The organism is Xenorhabdus bharatensis, from assembly GCF_037996705.1.
Taxonomy (GTDB): Bacteria; Pseudomonadota; Gammaproteobacteria; order Enterobacterales; family Enterobacteriaceae; genus Xenorhabdus; species Xenorhabdus bharatensis.
On the sequence record NZ_JBBMXG010000092.1, the window covers coordinates 1 to 265 of the forward strand.

1 tRNA gene is annotated in these 265 nt (G+C 45.7%); it reads right to left on the bottom strand.

Features of this window, described 5'->3' with window-relative positions:
* Positions 1–175: 175 nt before the first annotated feature.
* Positions 176–251: transfer RNA gene (locus AAC855_RS21360), tRNA-Ala, on the bottom strand.
* Between the last annotated feature and the right edge of the window lie 14 nt (positions 252–265).

Sequence of the window (265 nt, forward strand, 5' to 3'; positions counted from 1 at the left end):
ACAACCCGAAGGTGTCTTCGGATTGGGGTTTTGAGAGACTCCTCAATACCGTCTTATCGACGCATACTGAGTGTTTCAAATTTTCAGCTTGTTCCAGATTGTTAAAGAGCAAAATTTCAGAATATACTGAGGTATCTCAATACATTGTGAAATAGTATTTTCAAGAGGCGTTGAATGGTGGAGCTAAGCGGGATCGAACCGCTGACCTCCTGCGTGCAAGGCAGGCGCTCTCCCAGCTGAGCTATAGCCCCATCAGATGTATCGT